The following is an 18,797-nucleotide window of genomic DNA, read 5'->3' as shown; positions in this document are numbered from 1 at the left end:
GAAACCCCGCGTACGGCGCCGAGGGACGCGTGTACGGCGCGTACGGACGCGAAGACGCGCGTACGGGACCGGGGCGCGGGCCACCGGGGCGCTTCAGGGTCCTCCCGGCCCCGGCGCCCCGGAGGTCACGCCGCCGACGCCAGCCGCCGGCCCCGGTCGGCCCGCGCCCGGGCCAGGGTGCCCGAGGTGAGCACCGTGCGCGGAACGCCCACACCGCAGTCGACGCACACCGGGCCGCGCCACGGCTCGTACCGGTCCCCGGGCCCCGCCCACTCGATCCTGGGCCCCGCGCACACCGGGCACGCCTCGCCCGGACCGCGCTCCAGGGCCGCGATCAGCCGCCGCAGCACCTCCGGCAGAGGGTCCGACGGATGCAGCTCGGGGTCGCCGCACCGGACCACGCCGTTGCCGCCCCAGACCCGCCGGTGCCAGTCGTCCAGCGCGCCGGGCCGGCGCAGCCCCTCGTGCTTCTCGCGCCGCCGCCGGGCGGCGAACTCCTCCTCGTACGCGAGCCACACGGCCCGCGCCTCCTCCAGCTCGTCGAGCGCCGCCACGAGCCGCCCCGGGTCGAGCTCCCGGTCCTCCGGTCCGAACCTGTGCCTGCGGCACAAGTGGTCCCAGGTCGCGCGGTGCCCGTACGGGGCGAACCGCTCCAGGCACTTGCGCAGCGAGTACCTGCGCAGTGCCGTGTCGCACCCCGGATCGCGCACCTGTCTCGCGAGACTCCGGAAACCGGCCATCTCCCGCCACCTCCGTCGCTGGTCCTTCCGCGGTATCAGAGGGACGAACGGGAAGCCCTCCGCGTTCCATCGAAATGCGGATGGCAGCCATCAGTGGGGCGGGAGGGGCCCGTGGGACGGGGCGGAACCACCGGGTCCGGGGACGGACGGGCCCGGCTCAGCGGCCCGTCCCCGACGCCGCCACCACCACCCGGGCCAGCTCCGGCCGGCAGAGGTCGCCGTGGGAGCGGACCACCTCCGTCACGTCCACGTTCACGCACCCCGCCCCCGGCACCCCCGCGCGCAGGACCGCCGCCAGGCTCCGCGCCACCGTCCCCGGCACCCCGCGCATCCCGCCGTACCCGACCGCCCCCCAGCGCGGATCGTCCGCACCGGCGGGGCCCGGGCCGTCCGCGAGCCGCGACGCCAGCGGGTACAGCACCCCGAGCGCCGTGTCGTACCGCGAGTGACAGGCCACCACAGGCCCCCTGATCCGGTGCTGCGTCCCCCGCAGCGCCCCGGTCCGTTCGGGCGCGTGCGGCAGCCGCTCCGCGAACGCGTAGGAGGGGAGGGCGCCCTGGAGGAGCGTCACGGAGGCGACCGGCCGGGCCCCGGCGGGCAGCCCCCGCAGCGCGTACGCGACGAGCCGGGCGCCCGTGCCGTGCCCGACGAGGTGGACGCGGAGCCCGGGGGCCGCGCGGGCGACCCGGCCGAGCAGCGGCCCGAGCCCGTACTCCCCGACGTGCCCGGCCCGCCGCCCGAGGACGTGGTACGCGGCCTGCCGCAGCGCCTCCCGGGCCCCCTGCCGGCGCCGCTCCGGCCCCTCCGGGAGCCCCGGGCCCAGGGCCTCGGCGAACAGGTCGCACACCTCCGCCGGGTCCGCCGCCAGGAACGCCGGCACCGGATCCCCGGCGCCCGCCACGTCCGCCAACTCCCGCAGCAGCGCCCCGAACTCGGCGAACGCCGCCTCCTCCCCGGGGACCGAGGCGAGGAGGCCGGTGAGCCGCTCCAGGACCGGCTCCTTCTCCGGGAGGACCGTAGCGAGCGCCCGGTAGTCGGGCCCCGGCTCGCCCGTGCACACCGCCGAGGGCCACACCACCCCCGCGTACCCGGCCTCGGCCCCCGGGGCGAGCAGCCCGGGGAAGGGGGCGAAGAAGTCCGAACAGAGCCGGGTCGCGCCGGACGGAGAACCGTTCCGCCCGTGCGCGAGGAGGAACAGGTCCGAGACCCCCTGCCGGGCCAGCGCGGCGAGCGCCGCCGCCTGTTCCGGGGGACCGTCGCCGTCCTGGTCGAAGGTGATCTCCCGGTACGGCTCCACACTCATCCCGGCCACGGCACGACCGTCCCTCCGCTTCGAGGGGGCCGCGGCACCGAGTGCGCCCCGTGCGCGGGCGGCGGCTCCACGGCCAGCATGCCCGCGCACGGACCCTCCCAGACCCGCGACGGGGAGTCAGCGCAGCCGGGCCGCCGAGATCCGGGGGAAGTGGATCAGCAGGTCGTACGAGGCGGAGAGCCGGCCGGGCACGGTGTCGCCCGGCCAGGGGTACGCGGTCCCGATGTTCCGGTCCGGCCGGGGCGTCCCGAGCCACTCGCGCGCCGCCGGGGTCGTCCGCCGCAGGTCCAGGTAGAACGGCTCGTCCGCGACCCGGTCCAGGGTGTGGGCGCCGCTGTCCGGCCCGAGCGGCCCGACGGTGAAGACCCGCAGCGGCTCGCCCGGGGCCCCGGTGTCGTGCGCGTTGAAGGACCCCCGCCCGAAGGAGGCGCCCACGCTCACGTAGTCCCGGCCGAGCGCGTCCCGCAGGAAGGTGCCCTGGAGGCGCGGGTAGTGCTCCGGGTCGAGCGTCACGTACCCCACGTGCCCGTTGTGCGCGGAGAGCACCATCCGGTCCCCGGTCCGCCGCTGCCACCAGACGGTGTTCTCCGCCATGACCCGGTCCCGGTACAGCATCGCCGCCGCGAGCCCCTCGGGCGTCGCGAAGTCGTGCGCGTACTCGGTGCCGACCTGGGCGATCGCGCGCGCGTGCTGCACGGCCCAGGCGTGCGCCTCCCGCGCCCCGGCGCCCCCGCCGGGCCGCTGCCGCTCCAGGAGGGCGAGGGCCCGGTTCACGTCGCCGGCCATCCGCCGCCGCTCGGCGAGCGGCCGGTCCAGGTACCCCTTCATCCACTCCTCGACCCCGCCGGTGGGCCGCGATTCCCGGTACAGCTCCCGGAAGCGGGGCAGCAGCGCCGGGCGGGTGCGGGAGACGTACGCGGTGACGGCGTCGAAGAGGTTCGGGCCCGCGTACCCGAGGTCGTTCCCCATGAAGCGGACCGGGCGGTCGGGGTGGGCCCGGTTGTACTCCCGCATCCAGCGGAACAGGTCGAGGTACTCCTCGGTGTTCCAGAGGCGGTACGACTCCTGGAACTCGTCCCGCATGATCGCCTCGATGTCGCCCCGGCCGGTGCGCACCCACGCGTCGATGAGGAGCCCGGTGGACCAGTTGGCCTCCAGGGCGAAGGTGGTGAACCCCCGCTCCTCCACCAGGTGTTCGAAGATCCGGTGCTTGGTCGTGAAGAACTCCGCCGAGCTGTGGGTGGCCTCGCCGACGCCGACGACCTCGGCGGAGCCGATCATCCGGTCGAGCGGCCGCAGATCGGCCAGGGGGCGCGCGGAACGGGCGAGTTCGCGCGCCGGATCGGTGACGGCCGCCTCGGTGCGGGTGCTCGCGGGAGCCGCACCGGCCGGGGCCGGGGCGAGGCCGCCCAGGCAGACGGCGAGCAGCAGCCCGGCGACGGACAGGCGACGGCGTAAGGATGACTGGGGAAGGGCGGTGGGACGCATGGGCCCAGCGTGGTCGGCGGGACGCCGCCGGGACATCCCGCCCGCCCCCTTTCCCGGCCTCCCGCCCACCCCCTCGGGACACGGGGGACAACCCCCTTCCCGGGGCGGCCCTCAGCGGTACAGCAGGTACTCCTTCCGCACCGCCCGGAAGGCCGCCAGGTCCTTCTGCCACGCCCCGACGACCTCGTCCGTGTCCGCGCCCGCGTCGATCAGGGTCCGCACCCGGGCCGAGCCGGTCAGCCTGTCGATCCAGTGGTCCGGCCGCCAGGCGAAGCCGGACCACGAGCGGCGGGCGGTGACCAGGAGCCCGATCCCGGTCCGTACCGGGTCGAAGGACTCCCGGTCGTGGACGTGCAGCTGCACCCCGCCCACCGTCCTCCCCTGGAACTTGGAGAAGGTCGGCGCGAAGTAGGCCTCGCGGAAGCGGACCCCGGGCAGGCCGAGCGCGTTCGCCGCCTCCGCCCACCGGCGGTCGATCCCCTCGGCGCCGAGGAGTTCGAAGGGGCGGGTGGTGCCCCGGCCCTCGGAGAGGTTCGTGCCCTCGAAGAGACAGGTGCCGGAGTAGGCGAGCGCGGTCTCCGGCGTCGGCATGTTCGGGCTCGGCGGCACCCAGGGCAGCCCCGTGGCGTCGAAGAAGTCCGACCGCCGCCACCCCGACATCCGCACGGTCTCCAGGGCGACGGGCGCGGCCAGGAACTCGCCGTTGAAGAGCAGCGCCAGCTCGGCCACCGTCATGCCGTGCGCCTGCGCGATCGGCTCGCGCCCGACGAAGGTGGCGAACGCCCGGTCCAGGACGGGCCCGAGCGCCGCGCGCCCGGTCACCGGGTTCGGCCGGTCCAGGACCACGAACCGCTTCCCGGCGAGGGCGGCGGCCTCCATGCAGTCGTACAGCGTCCAGATGTAGGTGTAGAAGCGGGCGCCGGCGTCCTGGATGTCGAAGACGACCGTGTCCACGCCGGAGGCCGTGAAGACGTCCGAGAGCGGCCGCCCGCTCTTCAGGTACGTGTCGTAGACGGGCAGTCCGGTCGCCGGGTCGTCGTACCGGCCCTCCGAGCCGCCCGCCTGGGCGGTGCCCCGGAAGCCGTGCTCGGGGCCGAAGACGGCGGTCAGGTCCACCCGTTCGTCGGCGTGCATCACGTCCACGAGGTGGCGGGCGTCCGGGGTCACGCCGGTCGGGTTGGTGACGACGCCGACCCGCTGCCCGGCGAGCTGTGCGTACCCGTCCGCCGCGAGCCGCTCGAAGCCGGTCCGCACCCGGCGCCGCCCGTTCTCCCGGCCCGGAGCCCCCGTCTCCCGGCCCGGCGTCCCGGCGGTGGCGGGGTGCGCGGTCGCGGCCACCGCCCCCAGGGCGCCTCCGGCGGCCAGCAGACCCCGTCGCGACAGACCCATGCGCGAACCTCCTCGATCGCGGCCCCGGCCGGGGCACATGACATGGGCACGCACGCTAGCGTCCCCGGCCGCCCGGGGGAACGAGGCGTGCGGAGGGGTCCTCCTCCCGCCGACCCTTCCCTCCCTGCATACCGACCGGTTAGTCTGCCGGGGTCGTCGTCCCGGGGAAGCCGGACGGGCCGGAGAGTCGCGGAGAGGTGGGTCCAGACATGGGCGCGGACACGGGCACGGGTACGAGCGCGGGCACGGAGACGGCCGGGGGCGCCGGGGCGGACCTCCGGGACGCCGGAGTCGTCGTCACCGGCGCGGGCGGCGGCATCGGAGCCGCCCTCGCCCGCCGCTTCGCCGCAGAGGGCGCCCGCGTCGTCGTCAACGACCTCGACGCCGACCGCGCTAAGGCGGTCGCCGCCGAGATCGGCGCCGTCGCCGTCCCCGGCGACGCCTCCGCCGTCGTCGCCGAGGCCCGCGAGGCCCTCGGCGGCACCGTCGACGTCTGGTGCGCCAACGCCGGCCTCTCCTCGCCCGGCGACGCCTTCGCCGACGAGGACGTCTGGGCCGCCGCCTGGGACGTCAACGTCATGGCCCACGTCCGCGCGGCCCGCGCCCTGCTCCCCGAGTGGCTGGAGCGCGGCGGCGGCCGCTTCGTCTCCACCGTCTCCGCCGCCGGACTCCTCACCATGATCGGCGCGGCGCCGTACAGCGTCTCCAAGCACGGCGCGTACGCCTTCGCGGAATGGCTCTCCCTCACCTACCGGCACCGGGGCCTCTCCGTCCACGCCATCTGCCCGCAGGGCGTCCGCACGGACATGCTCACCGCCGCCGGGAGCGCGGGCGAGCTGGTCCTCGCCCCCACCGCCATCGAGCCCGGGGACGTCGCCGACGCCCTGATCGACGCCATCGCGGCCGACCGCTTCCTCGTGCTGCCCCACCCCGAGGTCGCCGGCTACTACCGCAACCGGGCCACCGACCCCGAGCGCTGGCTCGGCACCATGAACCACGTCCAGCGGACCTGGGAGACGGGCACCGGTCGGCCGCAGACCCCGGCGGATGGGAAGATCTAGCGGCGGGAACGCGTTCCCCCGACCGAAAACGATCACCCAGAACGATGAACGAAGCAGTACGAAGGAAGGCGGCGGAGCATGGCCAGGACGACGGACGGGAACGGCACCCCCGTCCCCCAGAGGCTCCTCGCCGCCGCCACCCGGCTCTTCGCGGAGCAGGGCTACGACCGCACCTCCGTCCAGGAGATCGTGGAGGCCGCCGGGGTCACCAAGGGCGCGCTCTACCACTACTTCGGCTCCAAGGAGGACCTGCTCCAGGAGGTCTACTCCCGGGTCCTGCGCCTCCAGCAGGAGCGGCTCGACGCCTTCGCCGACGCCGACGCGCCCGTGGAGGAGCGGCTGCGCGACGCCGCCGCCGACGTCGTCGTCACCACCATCGAGAACCTGGACGACGCCTCGATCTTCTTCCGCTCCATGCACCACCTGAGCCCGGAGAAGAACAAGCGGGTGCGGGCCGAGCGGCGCCGCTACCACGAGCGGTTCCGGGCCCTGATCGAGGAGGGCCAGAAGTCCGGGGTGTTCTCCTCCGCGACCCCCGCCGACCTGGTGGTCGACTACCACTTCGGCTCCGTGCACCACCTGTCCACCTGGTACCGCCCGGACGGCCCCCTCAGCCCCGAGCAGGTCGCCGGCCACCTCGCCGACCTGCTGCTCCGGGCCCTGCGCCCCTGACCGCACCCCCCGCGGAGGGGGCGCGGCCGACCGCGACGGCCTACAGGTACTTCTTCAGCTCCCGGCGCGCGAGGGACCGCTGGTGCACCTCGTCCGGCCCGTCCGCCAGCTTCAGCGTCCGCGCCGCCGCCCACAGCTCGGCCAGCGGGAAGTCCTGCGACACCCCGCCCGCGCCGTGCGCCTGCACGGCCTTGTCGATGATGTCCACGACCGCGCGCGGGGTCGCGATCTTGATGGCCTGGATCTCGGTGTGCGCGCCCCGGTTGCCGACGGTGTCCATGAGCCACGCCGTCTTGAGGACCAGCAGCCGCAGCTGCTCGATGGTCACCCGGGCGTCCGCGATCCAGTTCTGCACGACGCCCTGCTGGGCGAGCGCCTTGCCGAAGGCGGTACGGGAGACCGCGCGCCGGCACATCAGCTCCACGGCCCGCTCCGCCATGCCGATCAGCCGCATGCAGTGGTGGATGCGGCCGGGGCCGAGCCGGGCCTGCGCGATGGCGAAGCCGCCGCCCTCCTCGCCGACCAGGTTCGCGGCCGGGACGCGGACGCCGTCGAAGATCACCTCGGCGTGGCCGCCGTGGTAGTGGTCCTCGTACCCGTACACCTTCATCGCGCGCCGCACCTCGACGCCCGGGGTGTCGCGCGGCACCAGGACCATCGACTGCTGGCGGCGGAGGTCGGTGCCGTCGGGGTCGGTCTTGCCCATGACGATGAAGACCTTGCAGTCGGGGTTCATCGCCCCGGAGATGTACCACTTGCGCCCGTCGATCACGTACGAGTCGCCGTCCCGCCGGATGCGGGTCTCGATGTTGGTGGCGTCGGAGGAGGCGACGTCCGGCTCGGTCATGGCGAACGCCGAGCGGATCTCGCCCGCGAGCAGCGGCTCCAGCCACTGCTTCTTCTGCGCCTCGTCGCCGAACTCGGCGAGCAGTTCCATGTTCCCGGTGTCCGGGGCGGCGCAGTTGAGGGCGGTCGGGGCCAGCTGGGGGCTGCGGCCGGTGATCTCGGCGAGCGGCGCGTACTGGAGGTTCGTCAGGCCCGCCCCGTACTCGGCGTCAGGGAGGAAGAGGTTCCAGAGGCCCTGCCGCTTGGCCTCGGCCTTCAGCTCCTCGACCACCGCCGGGGTGTCCCACGGGGAGGCGAGCAGGGCCCGCTGCTCCTCGGCGACGGCCTCGGCCGGGTACACGTGCTCGTCCATGAAGGCGAGGAGCTTCGCGCGGAGTTCCTCGGTGCGCGCGTCGTAGGCGAAGTCCATGGGGGTCAGCCCTCCTGAAGGGTGGTCAGGCCGTGCTCGATGAAGACGGGGACGAGTTCGCCGATGCGGTCGAAGCCGGCGCCGACCGTCTGGCCGAGGGTGTAGCGGTAGTGGATGCCCTCCAGGATCACGGCGAGCTTGAACCAGGCGAAGGCCGTGTACCAGGAGAGGGCGGAGGTGTCGCGGCCCGAGCGGGCCGCGTAGCGCTCGACCAGCTCGGCGACGCTCGGGTGCCCGGCGGCCGTGGCGGTCGTGGAGATGGGGGAGCCCGGCAGATCGAGCGGGGTGCTGTACATGACGAGGAGGCCGAGGTCGGTGAGCGGGTCGCCGAGCGTGGACATCTCCCAGTCGAGGACGGCCCGGATCCGGTCGTCGGGGCCGACGAGGACGTTGTCGAGCCGGTAGTCGCCGTGGATCACGGTGGGCGGGGGAGAGGCGGGCAGCGCCCGGCCGAGGGCGGCGTGCAGCTCGTCGATCCCGGCGAGCTCCCGGCCGCGCGAGGCGTCGAGCTGCTTGCCCCAGCGGCGCAGCTGCCGGTCGAGGAAGCCGTCGGGGCGCCCGAAGTCGCCGAGCCCGACGGCGTCGGGGTCCACGGCGTGCAGGTCGACCAGGGTGTCGACCAGGCCGAGGACGGCGGCGCGGGTGCGCTCGGGGCCGAGCGGGGCGAGTTGGCGGGCCGAGCGGTACGGGGTGCCCTCCACGAACTCCATGACGTAGAACGGCGCGCCGAGCACCGACTCGTCCTCGCAGAACAGGACCGTCGCGGGCACGGGCACGTCCGTCGCCCGCAGGGCGCTGATCACCCGGTGCTCGCGCCGCATGTCGTGGGCGGTGGCCAGGACGTGGCCGAGCGGGGGCCTGCGGACCACCCAGCGGCCGGCGGCGGTGCCGTCGGTCACCGCGTACGTCAGGTTCGACCGCCCGCCCTCGATCAGCCGGGCTTCGAGGGGGCCGCCCACCAGGCCGGGCCGCTCGCGGTCGAGGAGACGGCGCAGCCGCTCGGGGTCGAGGCCTGGTGGGGGCACCTCCCGCGTCGTGGACTGCGGGTCAGGGGCGGAGCTCATCGGACGTACCTCCGGGTCGGCTTCGGTCGGCCCTCATGATGACCGACCAGTCGGTATGTCGTCCAGAGGGGTGTCCGCCACACTCCGCCGAAGCCCCCGCCGTGCGGCTCTCCGTACGGCTCAGGCGTGGCAGGCCACCGGCTCCCCGCCGTTCATCGCCGCCATGTCCCCGAAGACCGCCACCGGATCGAGCGGGTGCCCCTCCGGCAGTCCCGCCAGCTCCGCGTACGCCCGGTGCAGGTTCGCCACCAGGCGCTCGCTCTCCCGCCACGCGGCGAACTCGCCCGGCTCCGCCCGCCGAGCCGTCTCCAGCGGCGGGTCCCCCTTCGCGTACCCCTCGGCGGCCAGCTCCCGCACCCACAGCAGGTACCGCTCCGTCGCGTCGTACGCGGAGGGGTCGGTCACCCGCCCGTGCCCCGGCACCACGGTCGGCGCGTCGAGCGAGCGGAGCAGGGCGAGCGCGCGCAGCGAACCGGCGAGCGACCCCATCGGCAGGAACGGCGTCCCGCCGTGGAAGACCAGGTCGCCCGTGAAGACGACCCCCTGCTCCGGGAGGTGCACGATCGAGTCGCCCGTGGTGTGCGCGGCGCCCGGGTGGATCACCCGCACCTCGATCCCGCCGACGTGGAGCGTCAGCCGGTCGGTGTACGTGACGGTCGGCGGCAGGATCTCGACCCGGCCGAAGTCGGTTTGCGGCCAGATCAGATGGAGCTGGCGCCCGGCCGAGAGCTGCTCGGTCCGGCAGTTCTCGTGGCCCACGATCCGCGCCTCGGGGGCGAACACCCCGTTCCCGTAGGTGTGGTCCCCGTGGTGGTGGGTGGAGACGACGGTCCGCGGCAGCGGAAGACCGGCGGCGAGAACGGCCTCGCGCAGCAGCAGGGCCCGCCGTTCGGTGGCGGCGGTGTCGACGAGCAGCGACTCGTCCGCGCCGCCGAGGAAGCCGGCGTTGTTCAGGCACCAGCCGCCGTCGGGCTGGACGAAGGCGTGGACGTGCGGGGCGAGGGTGACCACGTAGGGGTCGGTGGAGGACGCGCGGGAAGGACCGCTGGAAGAGCCGCTGGAAGGGCCGTTGGAAGACAAGGGATTCCCCCGGGAGGAGAGCCGGACCGGACAGGGGGGAGAGTGCCAGTCGGCCCCGGCCCGGGGGAAGGAGGAGCCGGGTCGTTCACCGGATCAGTGGTCGTCCCAGTGCCCGTCGTGCGCCGCGTGCCGGTGTCCGTCGTGCACGTAGTCGAGGTGGTCGCCGTGCGTCACCGACTGGTGGCCGCAGTCCGGCCCGTGCTCGTGCGCGTGCGCCTCGTGGGAGACGTGACCGGCCGGCTCGCACTCGTCCCAGTGGCCCGAGTGCTCGCGGTGCAGGTGCCCGTCGTGCGCGTAGTCGACGTGGTCCCCGTGGTCCACCGCCCGGTGGCCGCAGTCCGGGCCGTGGGCGTGGGCGTGCGTGGGGTGCTCGTGGTGGAGAACGGTCATCACATGGCCTCTGTGAGGGAGCGGCTGACCTTTCCAGGCTAGTCCGATACGTCCCTCTCGTCCTGGTTCGGAAGGCCCGCCGCGTCCGTGTCTTCCCCTGCGGTCTCCCCTACGGCTTCCCTTACGGGGACCCCGCCGGGCTCACCAGATCAGCGCCGCCCCGAAGACGGCCAGTCCGATCGTGCACAGGGCGGCGAGCAGCGCGCCCCGGTGGGTGAGCGGGCGCGGCCGGGCCGTGTCCAGGGAGCGGATCCGGCGGTGGGCCACCGCCAGGAACAGGAGCCACACGAGGGCGGTGAGGGCGAGCCCAGCAAGGCCCCTGGGCGTGGTCTCGTCCTGGACGGCCAGCTTGACGGCGAGCACCGCCACGACCGTGCAGGAGAGCGTGGTGCGCCGCCAGGCGAGCCGGGTCCGCTCGGGCTGGAGCCCGGGGTCCCGGGTCACCACCGCGTCCGGCGGCCCCTCCACTACCCGGCCCAGCCGAAGAGGACGACCACCACCATCGCGAGCGCCACCACGGCCACCGCGAGGCTGAGCAGCGCCGGGAACCGGGAGACCGGCAGGTCCTCGCCGCGCCGCATCGCCCGCTCGCAGCGCATCCAGTGGTTCACCGCGCGCAGGGCGCAGAGGACGCCGGCGGCGAGCAGGGCGAGCGCGAGCCCGACCCGCACCCCCCAGCGCAGGTCGGGCAGGAACTGGTCGACGGCGAAGCCGCCGCCGACCAGGGCGAGCGCGGTCCGGATCCAGGCGAGGAAGGTCCGTTCGTTGGCGAGGGAGAAGCGGTAGTCGGGGGTGTCCCCCTCATCCCGGATCCGCTGCGGCGCGAACCAGAGCCGCAGACTCTGCACGAAATCGCTCACCCGTGCACCCTAACGGCCGGATGATCGCCCCGCCCGGCACGTCCGGCTCCGAACCGACCCCCGGGGCGTGTCCGAAAGGCCCCGCCCGGCCGGGTTCCCGGAGCCAGGCCCCGCCCGGCCGCGCCTCGCCGGGGCTCCCGGGTGCCGACCCCTCAGCCCCCCGCCGGGGCCCCGGGGCCCGCCCCCTCAGCCCCGCCCCGCCGCATGCGCCCGCAGTCGCTCGTACGCGGCGAGCCCGTCCGGCACCCACTCCCACGTGCCGAGCCGCGCGGCCAGCTCGTCCTCCGTCAGGAAGGCGTGCCAGGCGACCTCCTCGACCTGCGGGTCCACCGGCAGCTCGCAGCGGACCTCGTACACGGCCGACCACCACTTCCCGGCCACGCCCCCGGAGTCGTACAGGAAGCGCAGCACCGGCTCGGGGCGGGGGAGCCCCCGTACCCCCAGCTCCTCCTCGGCCTCGCGCAGCGCGGCCTCGTCGTAGGACTCGCCCGCGCCGACGACACCGCCGACGAACATGTCGTACATCGAGGGGAAGACCAGCTTCGTCGGCGTCCTGCGGTGGACGAAGACCCTGCCCCCGGCGTCCCGGACGCGGATGAAGACGCAGCGGTGGATCAGGCCCCGCGCGTACACCTCACCGCGCGGGGCCCGCCCGATCACCCGGTCCTGCTCGTCGACGACGTCGAGAATCTCTTCGGCGGAACTCATGCCGCCATCCAAACAAAACCGCGCGGCCCGGTCTCACTGCCCCATGACGTACTTGACCGTCGGACCGGTCGTCCAGCCGCCGTCCACCGCCAGCTCGGCGCCCGTCACGTACGAGGCGGCGTCCGAGAGCAGGAAGACGACCGCGCCCGCGATCTCCCCGGCCTCGCCGACCCGGCCCATCGGGGTGTTCGGGTACTTGCCCTCGCCGCGCTCGATGCCGACGGAGGCGGTCATCGGGGTGTACGTCATGCCCGGGTGCACGGAGTTGACGCGGATCCGCGCCGTGCCGAGCTCCACCGCGCCGATCTTCGTCAGGCCGCGCACGCCCCACTTGGAGGCGCCGTAACCGGCCGTCAGGGCCAGGCCCATCAGACCGGCGGCCGAGGAGATGTTGACGATCGAGCCGCCGCCCGCCTCCCGCATCGCGGGGACCACGGCCTTCATGCCGATGAAGACGCCGGTCAGGTTGATGTCGAGGACCTTGCGGAAGTGCTCGACGGACTCGGTCTCCAGGAGGGTGCCGGTGGATATGCCGGCGTTGTTCACCAGACCGTGCAGCCCGCCGAACTCCGCCACCGCGTACGCGACGGCCGCCGCCCACTCCTCCTCGGAGGTCACGTCGTGGTGGAGGAACCGCGCCCGCTCGCCGAGCTCCGCGGCGGTCGCCTTCCCCTCCTCGTCCAGGACGTCGGTGAGCACGACGTTCGCCCCGGCGGCCACGGCCTGCCGGGCGGCCTCGGCGCCCAGGCCCCGGGCGCCGCCGGTGACGAGGACGGTCCTGCCGGTGAGGTCGTTCATGAGGAATCCTTTCGGTGGTCCGCCGGCTCCGGCCGGGGGGCGCGCAGCAGGGCGGTGGTGGTCTCGGCGAGGTCCGCGAGGAAGAGCGCCTCGCCGGTGAGGGGTTCGGTGCCGGCGAGGTACTGCCGGGCCCGGTCCGCCAGGGCCGCGCCGACCACGGTCAGCGCCAGGTCGAGGCGTTCCAGGAGGAGGGGTTCGGGCAGTCCGGCGGCGGCGAGGCGGTCCGCGATCCGCTCGATCAGGCGCCAGTAGGCGGTGCCGGCGAGTGCGGGGTGGGGCGTGCGGGCGCGGACCCCGCTCTCGTGGCTGAGCTGCGCGGAGATCCGCAGACAGCGCCGGCCCCGCTCGGTGCGCAGCTCACTGGCCTCGGCCGTGACGAGGGCCGTGACCAGCCCTTTCAGGTCATCGTCCGTACTTTCCAGGAGCGGCGCGAGGACCGCTTCCGTACGGGCCTGGCGCCCGGCCATCACGGCGTCGAGCAAGCCGGCGCGCGAGCCGAAGTGGTACTGCACGGCGGAGGGGTTCGCCTGCCCGGCGCGGGCCACGACGTCCCGCAGCTGCGCGCCGTGGACGCCCTGGGCGGCGAAGAGCTCCTCGGCCGCGCGGATCAGCTTCTCCCGGGTCTCGGGACCCGATGTCCTGGCCATGCGACCATATTAATGCTGAGCATTAAAAAAGCGATAAGAGCCCTCCGTGAGCGGGAAAACGCTCGAACGGTTGACTCGATACACCGGTGTATCCAAGATGCGGTCCATGTCCTACGACGCTGACGTGATCGTCATCGGGGCCGGCCTCGCCGGACTCGTCGCCACCGCCGAGCTGGTCGACGCCGGCCGCACCGTGATCCTCCTCGACCAGGAGCCCGAGCAGTCCCTCGGAGGCCAGGCCCACTGGTCCTTCGGCGGCCTCTTCCTGGTCGACTCGCCCGAACAGCGCCGGATGCGCGTCAAGGACAGCCACGCCCTGGCCCTCCAGGACTGGTACGGCACCGCCGGCTTCGACCGGACCGAGGACCACTGGCCGAGGAAGTGGGCCGAGGCGTACGTCGACTTCGCGGCCGGCGAGAAGCGCGCCTGGCTCCACGCGCGCGGGGTGCGGTTCTTCCCCGTCGTCGGCTGGGCCGAGCGCGGCGGCTACGACGCCACCGGGCACGGCAACTCCGTCCCCCGCTTCCACATCACCTGGGGCACGGGCCCCGGCCTCGTCGCCCCCTTCGAGCGGAAGGTCCGCGAGGGCGTCGCCCGCGGCCTGGTACGGCTCCGCTTCCGCCACCGCGTCACCGGCCTCGGCCGCACCGCCGGGGCCGTCGACACCGTCACCGGCGAGATCCTGGAACCCTCCGCCGTCCCGCGCGGCACCGCCAGCGGCCGCGAGGCCACCGGCTCCTTCGAACTGCGCGCCCAGGCCGTGATCGTCACCTCCGGCGGCATCGGCGGCAACCACGACCTGGTCCGCGCCCAGTGGCCCGCCCGCCTGGGCACCCCGCCCGCCAAGCTGCTCTCCGGCGTCCCCGCGCACGTCGACGGCCTCATGCTCGGCATCGCCGAGAAGGCCGGCGCCAGCCACATCAACCGCGACCGGATGTGGCACTACACCGAGGGCATCGAGAACTGGAACCCCATCTGGGCCCGGCACGGCATCCGCATCCTGCCCGGCCCGTCCTCCCTCTGGCTCGACGCCACCGGCAAGCGGCTGCCCGTGCCGCTCTTCCCCGGCTTCGACACCCTCGGCACCCTCGCGCACATCACGCGGACCGGGCACGACCACACCTGGTTCGTCCTCGACAAGAAGATCATCGGCAAGGAGTTCGCCCTCTCGGGCTCCGAGCAGAACCCGGACCTGACCGGCAAGTCGGTCCGCGACGTCATCGGGCGCGCGCGGGCGGACGTCCCCGGCCCCGTCCAGGCCTTCATGGACAAGGGCGTCGACTTCGTGGTCGAGAAGGACCTCTCCGCCCTGGTCCGGGGCATGAACGCGCTCACCGGCGAGCCGCTGATCGACGAGGCCGCCCTGCGCCGCGAGATCACCGCCCGCGACCGCGAGATCGCCAACCCCTTCACCAAGGACCTCCAGGTCACGGCGATCAGAGGCGCCCGCAAGTACCTGGGCGACCGGCTCATCCGCACGGCCACCCCGCACCGCATCCTGGACCCCGGCGCGGGCCCGCTGATCGCCGTCCGCCTCAACATCCTCACCCGCAAGTCCCTCGGCGGCCTGGAGACCGACCTCGACTCCCGGGTCCTGACGGAGGGCGGCGAACCCCTGGAGGGCGTGTACGCGGCGGGCGAGGCGGCCGGCTTCGGCGGCGGCGGCGTCCACGGCTACCGCTCCCTCGAAGGCACCTTCCTCGGCGGCTGCATCTTCTCGGGCCGCGCGGCGGGGAGGGCGGCGGCGAAGGCGGTGGGCTGACGCGGGGTCCTGGGCCGGGCGGCGGTGAAGGCGGTGGGCTGACGCGAGGTCCTTCGCCGCCACTCGCCGCGACGACCCGGAGTTCCTCCCGTTCCTCCGTCGGGCGACGGAGGATGAGGCACCGGAAATCCACGATCTCGCCTGGCGACTCCTCACCGTCCTCGAGGCCCAGGGGCCCTGACTGTCAGGCCTCCCGGAGCACCTCCACCACCCGGAACCACTCCACCACCAGCATCGTGTCCCCGTCCACCACGAACCCCGGATCCCCCAGCGCCTCCCGCATCTCCTCGCCGTGCCAGAAGTTCTCGTGGCCCGCTCGCCACTCCGCGACCGAGCGGTAGCCCTCGCCCTCGGCGAGTGCGAGGCGGAGGTCCGCGTCGCGCAGGGGCAGGACCTGGACCTCCGTGATCTCCACGACGGCCACCTCGCGACCGTCCGAGTCGATCAGCGCCGACCGTTCGCCGACCTCGGGCAGCTCCTCCTTCTCGGCCTCGTACTCCAGGAGGAGCCCCGTCGTGGCGGTCTTCTCGCCGGAGAGCACCGCCGCGACGAGCCGGTCCCGCAGGGGGCCGGGGAAGGCGAGGAGGAAGGGCTTGAGCGCGTGAGGGCCGGTCATGGCCGACAGTCTGTCAGCCACGACCGGCCCTCACCGTCCGTCTTCGGCGGTGCTACAACACCAGCGACAGCAGCAGCACGAACACGATGCCCACGACCGAGATGATCGTCTCCATCACCGACCAGGTCTTGATCGTCTGGCCGACGTTCATGCCGAAGTACTCCTTCACCAGCCAGAACCCGGCGTCGTTGACGTGGCTGAAGAAGAGCGAACCGGCACCGATCGCGAGGACCAGCAGCGCCGTCTCGCCCGTCGACATGCCCTCCGCCAGCGGAGCCACGAGCCCCGCCGCCGAGATCGTCGCCACCGTCGCCGAGCCCGTCGCGAGCCGGATCGCGACCGCGATCAGCCAGGCCAGCAGCAGGGTCGGGATGGCCCAGCTCTTGGAGAAGTCCAGGATCATCTGTCCGACCCCGATGTCGATCAGGGTCTGCTTGAAGCCGCCGCCCGCGCCGACGATCAGCAGGACGCCCGCGATCGGGGCGAGGGACTTCTCGACGGTCGAGGACAGGCGCTCCTTGGTGAAGCCGGCCGCCCGGCCCAGGGTGAAGAGCGCGACTATGACGGCGGCGAGCAGCGCGATCAGCGGCGAGCCGATGACGTCGGTGACCTTCTGGACGCCGTTCTCGGGGTCGTCCACGACGATGTCGACGAGCGCCTTGACCAGCATCAGGACGACCGGCAGCAGCACGGTCGCGACGGTGACGCCGAAGCCGGGACGCTTCTCCAGGTCCTCGGAGGGACGCGTGGGGATCATGTTCTCGGGGGCCGGGATGTCCACCCAGCGAGCCGCGTACCGGGAGAAGAGCGGACCGGCGATGATCACGGTCGGGATCGCGACGACGAGGCCGAGGGCGAGGGTGACGCCCAGGTTGGCGCCGACCGCGTCGATCGCGACGAGCGGGCCGGGGTGCGGCGGGATGAGCCCGTGCATCACGGAGAGGCCGGCGAGGGCCGGGATGCCGATCCGCATCAGGGAGTAGTTGCCGCGCTTGGCGACGAGCAGCACGACCGGGATCAGCAGCACGATGCCGACCTCGAAGAAGAGCGGCAGGCCGATCACGGAGGCGATGAGCACCATCGCCCACGGCATGGCCCGGCCGCCGGCCCTCGCCAGGATCGTGTCCACGATCTGGTCCGCGCCGCCGGAGTCCGCGAGCAGCTTGCCGAGGATGGCGCCGAGGGCGATCAGCACGCCCACGCCGGCGACGGTGCTGCCGAGGCCGGCGGTGAAGGACTTGATGGTGTCCGCGAGCGGCGCGCCCGCGAACGCGCCGAGCGCCAGGGACCCGATGGTCAGCGCCAGGAACGCGTGCAGCTTGAACTTGGTGATGAGCAGGACGATGACGGCGATGCCGGCGAGCACGGCGATTCCGAGCTGGGCGTTGCCTGCCGAGGTGATCGGTTCGGCGGCGTCCGCTGCCAGGATCTCGACGCTGAGACTGGTCACGGTGGTGTCCTTCGTACGGGCAGGAGAAAGAGAGGGGGCGGAGGGGGTCAGCCGGCCCGGCCGCGCAGTGCGGCGACGGCGCGGGCGGTGATCTCCTCGGGGGTGCCGGACACGTCGACGGCGACGCCGGCCTCGTCGTCCTGGAGCGGCTCCAGGGTGGCGAACTGGGAGTCGAGCAGCGCCGTCGGCATGAAGTGCCCCTTGCGCGCGGCCATCCGGCCCTCGATGAGTTCCCGGTCACCGGTCAGATGCAGGAAGACGACGCCGGGCGCGGCGGCACGCAGCCGGTCCCGGTACGCCCGCTTCAGCGCGGAACTGCTCACCACGCCGCCGAGCCCGGCCCGGCCGTGTGCCCACTCGCCGATGGCGTCCAGCCAGGGGCCCCGGTCCTCATCGTCCAGCGGGACGCCGGCCGACATCTTGGCGACGTTGGCCGCCGGGTGGAAGTCGTCGCCCTCGGCGTAGGGGAGGCCGAGGGCATCGGCGACCAGCGGACCGATGGTGGTCTTGCCGGTCCCCGCGACGCCCATCACGACGACGACGGGAGGGGCCTGGGGAGTGGTGGTCATGGGAGGTGCCTCGCTGTCTTCGTCGACATCGATTCCGTTGTCCGTCGCGCTCATGAAACCCATTGGGTACGACTTATTCAAGAGACTGTGACATAAAAGTCGTACTTTTGCTCCGGGGTGCGCTTCAGGGGTGATCACTCCCGCGTACCCGCATAGGCTGACCCCATGACGACACAGGCCCAGGGGCTCCACTCCCACGTCCTGGCCGCCCTGGGCCTCGCGATCACCGCGGGGGAGTACCCGCCCGGCACCGTGCTCCGCACCGACGAACTGGCCCAGCGCTTCGACGTCTCCCGGACCGTGGTCCGCGAGGTCGTCCGGGTCCTGGAGTCCATGCACCTCGTCGAGTCCCGCCGCCGCGTCGGCGTGACCGTGCTCCCCACCGCCAGCTGGAACGTGTACGACCCCCAGGTCATCCGCTGGCGCCTGGCCGGCGCCGACCGCCCCCGCCAGCTCCGCTCGCTCACCGTGCTCCGCTCCGCCGTCGAGCCCGTCGCCGCCGGCCTCGCGGCCGTGCACGCCACCCCCGAGCAGTGCCGGGAGCTCACCGAGGAGGCCCTCGGCATGGTCGCCACCTCGCGCGGCCGGCGCCTGGAGGAGTACCTCGTCCACGACATCGCCTTCCACCGGGTCGTCCTCAACGCCTCCGGGAACGAGATGTTCGCCCGCCTCGGCGACGTCGTCGCGGAGGTCCTCACCGGCCGCACCCACCACCACGTGATGTTCGAGGACCCGGACCCGGCCGCCGTCACCCTCCACGTCCAGGTCGCCGAGGCCGTACGGGAACGGGACGCGGCCCGCGCCGAGGAGCTGACCCGGCAGATCGCGGTCGGCGCCCTCCAGGAGCTGGACGTCCTCGCGCCGTGAGAAGCCGCGAGAGGCCGCGAGGAGTCCTGGCAACCGGACGCAAGCTCTGAACTAGCTCAAATATGGGCG

General features: G+C 73.8%; 20 protein-coding genes. 4 read left to right on the top strand and 16 right to left on the bottom strand.

What is annotated here, in order from left to right:
- Nucleotides 1–125 precede the first annotated feature (125 nt).
- The 4 genes from CP977_RS07495 to CP977_RS07480 all read right to left on the bottom strand — a co-directional run bounded on the left by CP977_RS07495 (nucleotide 126) and on the right by CP977_RS07480 (nucleotide 4,929).
- Nucleotides 126–740, bottom strand: a complete 615-nt coding sequence (locus CP977_RS07495) for a hypothetical protein (protein WP_062758902.1) — start codon at nucleotides 738–740, stop codon at nucleotides 126–128.
- Between the two features lie 157 nt (nucleotides 741–897).
- A complete protein-coding gene (locus tag CP977_RS07490; protein WP_152371529.1) occupies nucleotides 898–2,043 on the bottom strand; it encodes a serine-threonine protein kinase in 1,146 nt (381 codons plus the stop codon).
- Nucleotides 2,044–2,169: 126 nt separating this feature from the next.
- Nucleotides 2,170–3,540, bottom strand: a complete 1,371-nt coding sequence (locus CP977_RS07485; protein ID WP_152369805.1) for an erythromycin esterase family protein — start codon at nucleotides 3,538–3,540, stop codon at nucleotides 2,170–2,172.
- Between the two features lie 111 nt (nucleotides 3,541–3,651).
- A complete protein-coding gene (locus CP977_RS07480) occupies nucleotides 3,652–4,929 on the bottom strand; it encodes an exo-beta-N-acetylmuramidase NamZ family protein (RefSeq protein ID WP_152369804.1) in 1,278 nt (425 codons plus the stop codon).
- A gap of 209 nt (nucleotides 4,930–5,138) precedes the next feature.
- Here CP977_RS07480 and CP977_RS07475 point away from each other — a divergent pair, with 209 nt between their 5' ends.
- Both CP977_RS07475 and CP977_RS07470 read left to right on the top strand, forming a co-directional pair.
- On the top strand, nucleotides 5,139–5,990 hold the full coding sequence (locus CP977_RS07475) for an SDR family oxidoreductase (RefSeq protein ID WP_079131441.1): 852 nt from the start codon (nucleotides 5,139–5,141) through the stop codon (nucleotides 5,988–5,990).
- Between the two features lie 78 nt (nucleotides 5,991–6,068).
- Complete coding sequence (locus CP977_RS07470; protein ID WP_062758896.1) at nucleotides 6,069–6,662, top strand: TetR/AcrR family transcriptional regulator; 594 nt, start codon at nucleotides 6,069–6,071, stop codon at nucleotides 6,660–6,662.
- Nucleotides 6,663–6,702: 40 nt separating this feature from the next.
- Here CP977_RS07470 and CP977_RS07465 read toward each other — a convergent pair whose 3' ends face one another.
- The 9 genes from CP977_RS07465 to CP977_RS07425 form a co-directional block, all read right to left on the bottom strand.
- Nucleotides 6,703–7,917 (bottom strand): acyl-CoA dehydrogenase family protein, encoded by a 1,215-nt coding sequence (locus tag CP977_RS07465; protein WP_109187058.1) that lies wholly within the window; start codon nucleotides 7,915–7,917, stop codon nucleotides 6,703–6,705.
- Nucleotides 7,918–7,922: 5 nt separating this feature from the next.
- On the bottom strand, nucleotides 7,923–8,981 hold the full coding sequence (locus tag CP977_RS07460) for a phosphotransferase family protein (protein WP_062758892.1): 1,059 nt from the start codon (nucleotides 8,979–8,981) through the stop codon (nucleotides 7,923–7,925).
- Nucleotides 8,982–9,101: 120 nt separating this feature from the next.
- Nucleotides 9,102–10,061 (bottom strand): MBL fold metallo-hydrolase, encoded by a 960-nt coding sequence (locus CP977_RS07455; RefSeq protein ID WP_062758890.1) that lies wholly within the window; start codon nucleotides 10,059–10,061, stop codon nucleotides 9,102–9,104.
- Between the two features lie 93 nt (nucleotides 10,062–10,154).
- Nucleotides 10,155–10,451, bottom strand: coding sequence for a hypothetical protein (locus CP977_RS07450; protein WP_109187055.1), 297 nt, complete (start codon nucleotides 10,449–10,451; stop codon nucleotides 10,155–10,157).
- 141 nt (nucleotides 10,452–10,592) lie between these two features.
- A complete protein-coding gene (locus CP977_RS07445; protein ID WP_062759703.1) occupies nucleotides 10,593–10,898 on the bottom strand; it encodes a DUF202 domain-containing protein in 306 nt (101 codons plus the stop codon).
- Between the two features lie 20 nt (nucleotides 10,899–10,918).
- Nucleotides 10,919–11,311 (bottom strand): YidH family protein, encoded by a 393-nt coding sequence (locus CP977_RS07440; protein ID WP_062758886.1) that lies wholly within the window; start codon nucleotides 11,309–11,311, stop codon nucleotides 10,919–10,921.
- Between the two features lie 186 nt (nucleotides 11,312–11,497).
- A complete protein-coding gene (locus tag CP977_RS07435; protein ID WP_062758883.1) occupies nucleotides 11,498–12,019 on the bottom strand; it encodes an NUDIX domain-containing protein in 522 nt (173 codons plus the stop codon).
- A gap of 33 nt (nucleotides 12,020–12,052) precedes the next feature.
- Entirely contained in the window at nucleotides 12,053–12,817 is a 765-nt protein-coding gene (locus tag CP977_RS07430) for a glucose 1-dehydrogenase (RefSeq protein WP_062758881.1), read from the bottom strand.
- Nucleotides 12,814–13,464, bottom strand: coding sequence for a TetR/AcrR family transcriptional regulator (locus CP977_RS07425; protein WP_109187054.1), 651 nt, complete (start codon nucleotides 13,462–13,464; stop codon nucleotides 12,814–12,816). The genes CP977_RS07430 and CP977_RS07425 overlap by 4 nt, the downstream gene beginning before the upstream one ends.
- A 106-nt stretch (nucleotides 13,465–13,570) precedes the next feature.
- On the opposite strand from CP977_RS07425, the gene CP977_RS07420 reads away from it, so the two are divergent.
- Complete coding sequence (locus CP977_RS07420) at nucleotides 13,571–15,226, top strand: FAD-binding dehydrogenase (protein WP_062758875.1); 1,656 nt, start codon at nucleotides 13,571–13,573, stop codon at nucleotides 15,224–15,226.
- A 184-nt stretch (nucleotides 15,227–15,410) separates the two neighbouring features.
- Here CP977_RS07420 and CP977_RS07415 read toward each other — a convergent pair whose 3' ends face one another.
- From CP977_RS07415 to CP977_RS07405, 3 genes are read right to left on the bottom strand one after another with little or no spacing between them, the layout of a single operon-like run.
- Nucleotides 15,411–15,842 carry an ASCH domain-containing protein gene (locus CP977_RS07415; RefSeq protein ID WP_152369803.1) on the bottom strand — a complete coding sequence of 144 codons (432 nt, stop codon included), beginning with the start codon at nucleotides 15,840–15,842 and terminating at the stop codon, nucleotides 15,411–15,413.
- Nucleotides 15,843–15,894: 52 nt separating this feature from the next.
- Complete coding sequence (locus tag CP977_RS07410) at nucleotides 15,895–17,292, bottom strand: GntT/GntP/DsdX family permease (protein ID WP_062758871.1); 1,398 nt, start codon at nucleotides 17,290–17,292, stop codon at nucleotides 15,895–15,897.
- 47 nt (nucleotides 17,293–17,339) lie between these two features.
- Nucleotides 17,340–17,861 (bottom strand): gluconokinase, encoded by a 522-nt coding sequence (locus tag CP977_RS07405; protein ID WP_062758869.1) that lies wholly within the window; start codon nucleotides 17,859–17,861, stop codon nucleotides 17,340–17,342.
- A gap of 165 nt (nucleotides 17,862–18,026) precedes the next feature.
- Between CP977_RS07405 and CP977_RS07400 the strand changes: the two genes are divergently transcribed.
- Nucleotides 18,027–18,728, top strand: a complete 702-nt coding sequence (locus CP977_RS07400; protein ID WP_062758866.1) for a FadR/GntR family transcriptional regulator — start codon at nucleotides 18,027–18,029, stop codon at nucleotides 18,726–18,728.
- Nucleotides 18,729–18,797: the final 69 nt, after the last annotated feature.

The organism is Streptomyces cinereoruber, from assembly GCF_009299385.1.
GTDB lineage: Bacteria > Actinomycetota > Actinomycetes > Streptomycetales > Streptomycetaceae > Streptomyces > Streptomyces bikiniensis.
The sequence above is the reverse complement of the archived record's forward strand: the minus strand, read 5'-3'. Positions and strand labels throughout refer to the sequence as shown.

What these genes read in the sequence shown, in the direction of transcription:
- CP977_RS07495 (WP_062758902.1), bottom strand. Translation starts at nt 740, where the DNA reads ATGGCCGGTTTCCGGAGTCTCGCGAGACAGGTGCGCGATCCGGGGTGC.
- CP977_RS07490 (WP_152371529.1), bottom strand. Translation starts at nt 2,043, where the DNA reads ATGAGTGTGGAGCCGTACCGGGAGATCACCTTCGACCAGGACGGCGAC.
- CP977_RS07485 (WP_152369805.1), bottom strand. Translation starts at nt 3,540, where the DNA reads ATGCGTCCCACCGCCCTTCCCCAGTCATCCTTACGCCGTCGCCTGTCC.
- CP977_RS07480 (WP_152369804.1), bottom strand. Translation starts at nt 4,929, where the DNA reads ATGGGTCTGTCGCGACGGGGTCTGCTGGCCGCCGGAGGCGCCCTGGGG.
- CP977_RS07475 (WP_079131441.1), top strand. Translation starts at nt 5,139, where the DNA reads ATGGGCGCGGACACGGGCACGGGTACGAGCGCGGGCACGGAGACGGCC.
- CP977_RS07470 (WP_062758896.1), top strand. Translation starts at nt 6,069, where the DNA reads ATGGCCAGGACGACGGACGGGAACGGCACCCCCGTCCCCCAGAGGCTC.
- CP977_RS07465 (WP_109187058.1), bottom strand. Translation starts at nt 7,917, where the DNA reads ATGGACTTCGCCTACGACGCGCGCACCGAGGAACTCCGCGCGAAGCTC.
- CP977_RS07460 (WP_062758892.1), bottom strand. Translation starts at nt 8,981, where the DNA reads ATGAGCTCCGCCCCTGACCCGCAGTCCACGACGCGGGAGGTGCCCCCA.
- CP977_RS07450 (WP_109187055.1), bottom strand. Translation starts at nt 10,451, where the DNA reads ATGACCGTTCTCCACCACGAGCACCCCACGCACGCCCACGCCCACGGC.
- CP977_RS07435 (WP_062758883.1), bottom strand. Translation starts at nt 12,019, where the DNA reads ATGAGTTCCGCCGAAGAGATTCTCGACGTCGTCGACGAGCAGGACCGG.
- CP977_RS07430 (WP_062758881.1), bottom strand. Translation starts at nt 12,817, where the DNA reads ATGAACGACCTCACCGGCAGGACCGTCCTCGTCACCGGCGGCGCCCGG.
- CP977_RS07425 (WP_109187054.1), bottom strand. Translation starts at nt 13,464, where the DNA reads ATGGCCAGGACATCGGGTCCCGAGACCCGGGAGAAGCTGATCCGCGCG.
- CP977_RS07420 (WP_062758875.1), top strand. Translation starts at nt 13,571, where the DNA reads ATGTCCTACGACGCTGACGTGATCGTCATCGGGGCCGGCCTCGCCGGA.
- CP977_RS07415 (WP_152369803.1), bottom strand. Translation starts at nt 15,842, where the DNA reads ATGACCGGCCCTCACGCGCTCAAGCCCTTCCTCCTCGCCTTCCCCGGC.
- CP977_RS07405 (WP_062758869.1), bottom strand. Translation starts at nt 17,861, where the DNA reads ATGACCACCACTCCCCAGGCCCCTCCCGTCGTCGTCGTGATGGGCGTC.
- CP977_RS07400 (WP_062758866.1), top strand. Translation starts at nt 18,027, where the DNA reads ATGACGACACAGGCCCAGGGGCTCCACTCCCACGTCCTGGCCGCCCTG.